This is a genomic window from Wolbachia endosymbiont of Madathamugadia hiepei (assembly GCF_013366855.1).
In the GTDB taxonomy this organism is placed as follows: domain Bacteria; phylum Pseudomonadota; class Alphaproteobacteria; order Rickettsiales; family Anaplasmataceae; genus Wolbachia.
This window is the reverse complement of sequence record NZ_WQMP01000137.1, coordinates 1-2,702: the sequence shown is the minus strand read 5'-3', so window position 1 is coordinate 2,702 and position 2,702 is coordinate 1. Positions and strand designations below refer to the sequence as shown.

At 36.5% G+C, this 2,702-nt stretch carries 3 protein-coding genes; all 3 read left to right on the top strand.

What is annotated here, in order from left to right; translation table 11 throughout:
- The first annotated feature begins 789 nt into the window (after positions 1 to 789).
- The 3 genes from GO685_RS04635 to GO685_RS04625 all read left to right on the top strand — a co-directional run bounded on the left by GO685_RS04635 (position 790) and on the right by GO685_RS04625 (position 2,685).
- Positions 790 to 1,389, top strand: coding sequence for a peroxiredoxin (locus tag GO685_RS04635; RefSeq protein ID WP_175937779.1), 600 nt, complete (start codon positions 790 to 792; stop codon positions 1,387 to 1,389).
- Positions 1,390 to 2,349: a thioredoxin-disulfide reductase gene (gene trxB / locus GO685_RS04630; protein ID WP_175937778.1), complete on the top strand. Its 960-nt coding sequence runs from the start codon at positions 1,390 to 1,392 to the stop codon at positions 2,347 to 2,349.
- 105 nt (positions 2,350 to 2,454) lie between these two features.
- Positions 2,455 to 2,685: a hypothetical protein gene (locus GO685_RS04625; RefSeq protein WP_175937777.1), complete on the top strand. Its 231-nt coding sequence runs from the start codon at positions 2,455 to 2,457 to the stop codon at positions 2,683 to 2,685.
- Positions 2,686 to 2,702 lie beyond the last annotated feature (17 nt).

The window sequence follows — 2,702 nt, the reverse complement described above, 5'->3', positions numbered from 1 at the left end:
ATGCATTGGGTAACCTCCTATTGTTGCTAAAATAGTGGAGTTTACCCTATTTCTCTCTCTACTCTCTTTCTAATCCATAGTTAGCGTTTTAAGTGTCACCATGATCTACAAAGCGAAATATGGGAAATAAGCAGCGGTAAGGAATTTGCAGACTGGTTGAATAAGCAATACCACTCTACAGATAGTATGATACTGTAAAGCGCTATTTCTAAAAGACCAACAACAGAAACAAAAAAACTACTCGACAACCTTCGCCGTTACCCTTATTATATTATTGGAGCTATTCATTTAGCTTCAATCTGTGCAGATTAAACGACAAAAGTATCACGGTTAGCGTCTTATGTTTAATTTTTTGCACTATGTGCACCTTATGTCTTTATTAATTTTACCTAGACTTCTAGGTTTTTCCCTATACAAGCTGAAACGCGCTTATAAGTCGTTCAAGACAGTATAGTACGCCAATTTGCAGGATTAGAGAGTGAGCAACTTCTACCACGGGATTTCTTTTGTCTTTTTTTCTGCTTAGTAAATTTCTTAAGCATTAAGCTAAGGTTAGTTGCGGTTTAAAAGCAGCTAAATTGCAGCGTTTAAGACTAAAAAGATGCCAATATTTTTGAACAGATATTGACCAGGGCTTTTTTTCTGCTTAGCTTAGGTTATGCAAGAAATCTGATGCTCGTACAGTCACAATAGGTCTGGAAGTTTTTATAGAACTAAAACTAAAGAAAACTTGCATGTAAACTTATCAAAGTGTAAAATTAAAATTGTTTTAAAATGAATAGGTAAATTATGAATCTTATTACAAAATCCGCTATTGATTTTACTGCTCCGGCTGTTCTCTCTGACGGAAAAATAGTTGACAGTTTCTGTCTAATCAAACATGTAAAAGATAAGTATGCGGTCCTTTTTTTCTATCCACTTGACTTTACCTTTGTATGCCCAACTGAGCTGATATCATTTAGTAACAAAATAGAGGATTTTTCGAGACGTGGTGTTGAAGTTATAGGAGTAAGCGTAGATTCAAAGTTCTCACACCATAGGTGGCGAGAGACCCCAGTTAATGATGGTGGTATTGGAGAGATTAGCTACACTTTAGTGTCTGATATCAAAAAGTCTATATCAAGAGACTATGGAGTATTGTATGACGACTCAATTGCACTAAGAGCAACTTTCATTATTGATGATCAGTTTGTTGTACGTCATCAATCAATAAATGATTTACCTTTAGGACGTAATATTGATGAATTCATTAGAATCGTTGATGCAATTAAACATAATAAAGAGCATGGTGAAGTATGTCCAGCAGGATGGAAGAAAGGCAAACCAGCAATGCAAGCAAGTGATGAAGGAGTAGCTGACTACCTAAACTCATACAGTGAACAATTATAGATGGGGCAACTGAGTACAAAAGTTCTTATTATTGGGTCTGGAGCAGCGGGTTATGCTGCTGCTATATATGCAGCACGTGCAAACTTAGAGCCAGTTGTAGTAACCGGAATGCAACCTGGTGGTCAGCTTATGATTACTACGGATGTTGAAAATTATCCCGGGTTTATTTCAATACAAGGTCCGGAATTGATGGAGCAAAAGAGGTTGCATGCAGGAAAGGTTGGAGCAAGGATAATAGATGATGAAATAAAGAGCGTTGAACAACTTGAGGATTCTAGTGAACATAGGTTTAGGTCTTTTGGTGATATTAATGACTACTACTCAAATGCAATGATCATTGCATCTGGTGCGCAGGCAAAATGGCTTGGCTTGGAGAGTGAAAAAAAATTTCAAGGTTACGGGGTCTCAGCGTGTGCAACTTGCGATGGTGCATTTTTTAGAAATAAAGTTGTAGCTCTTGTTGGTGGCGGAAATACCGCCGTTGAAGAAGCAATATTTTTAACCCGCTTTGCCAAAGAAGTTATACTAATACACAGGCGCAATAAATTGAGAGCAGAGAAGGTAATGCAAGATAGGCTCTTTAAAAATGATAAGATAAAAGTAATGTGGAACCATACTGTGGAGCAAATTCTTGGAGAAGAAAATCCAAAGAAAGTTACTGGCATTGCAATTAAATCAACGGAAACTAAAAAAGTTCAAAAATTGGAAGTGGATGGAGTATTTATTGCGATTGGACATGCACCAAATACAGGTACTTTTAAGGGCTTTGTTGAAATGGATGAGCAGGGTTATATAATTACAAAACCTGGAACAACTTTAACTAGTAGGACAGGAGTGTTTGCTGCAGGTGATGTTCAGGATAAAATATATCGCCAGGCAGTAGTTGCCGCAGGGACTGGATGCATGGCTGCGCTTGATGCAGAGAAGTTTTTAGAGTGTACAAATGAGATAAAGAGTTAAAAAATAGGGAATGTACAAAATGGCCCTTTTTGAGAGGAAAGAGAGGTTCATTGTTATTTTCTTTTTTTCTTATATAATAGCTGATAAGTTATTAAAGGATTCAGTATGCCTCGTATAGGAAATATTTTTCTTAGTCAAGGAGTTCCAGGGTCATATGGAAGAAATAGGACAAATATTGCTGATAACAACATGTTTGGTCGTACAACTCCAGAACCACTTAATCAACCAACAAAAAAGTTATTTCAAGCTATTGACGATGAAAATCTAGTCTCTGTGAAAAAAGTTTATCATGAGAAAATAAGGAAAGATGTAGCAAAAACTGGTAGTTTAACTTAGCTACAAATAGAGAAACT

What these genes read in the sequence shown, in the direction of transcription:
- GO685_RS04635 (WP_175937779.1), top strand. Translation starts at nt 790, where the DNA reads ATGAATCTTATTACAAAATCCGCTATTGATTTTACTGCTCCGGCTGTT.
- trxB (WP_175937778.1), top strand. Translation starts at nt 1,390, where the DNA reads ATGGGGCAACTGAGTACAAAAGTTCTTATTATTGGGTCTGGAGCAGCG.
- GO685_RS04625 (WP_175937777.1), top strand. Translation starts at nt 2,455, where the DNA reads ATGCCTCGTATAGGAAATATTTTTCTTAGTCAAGGAGTTCCAGGGTCA.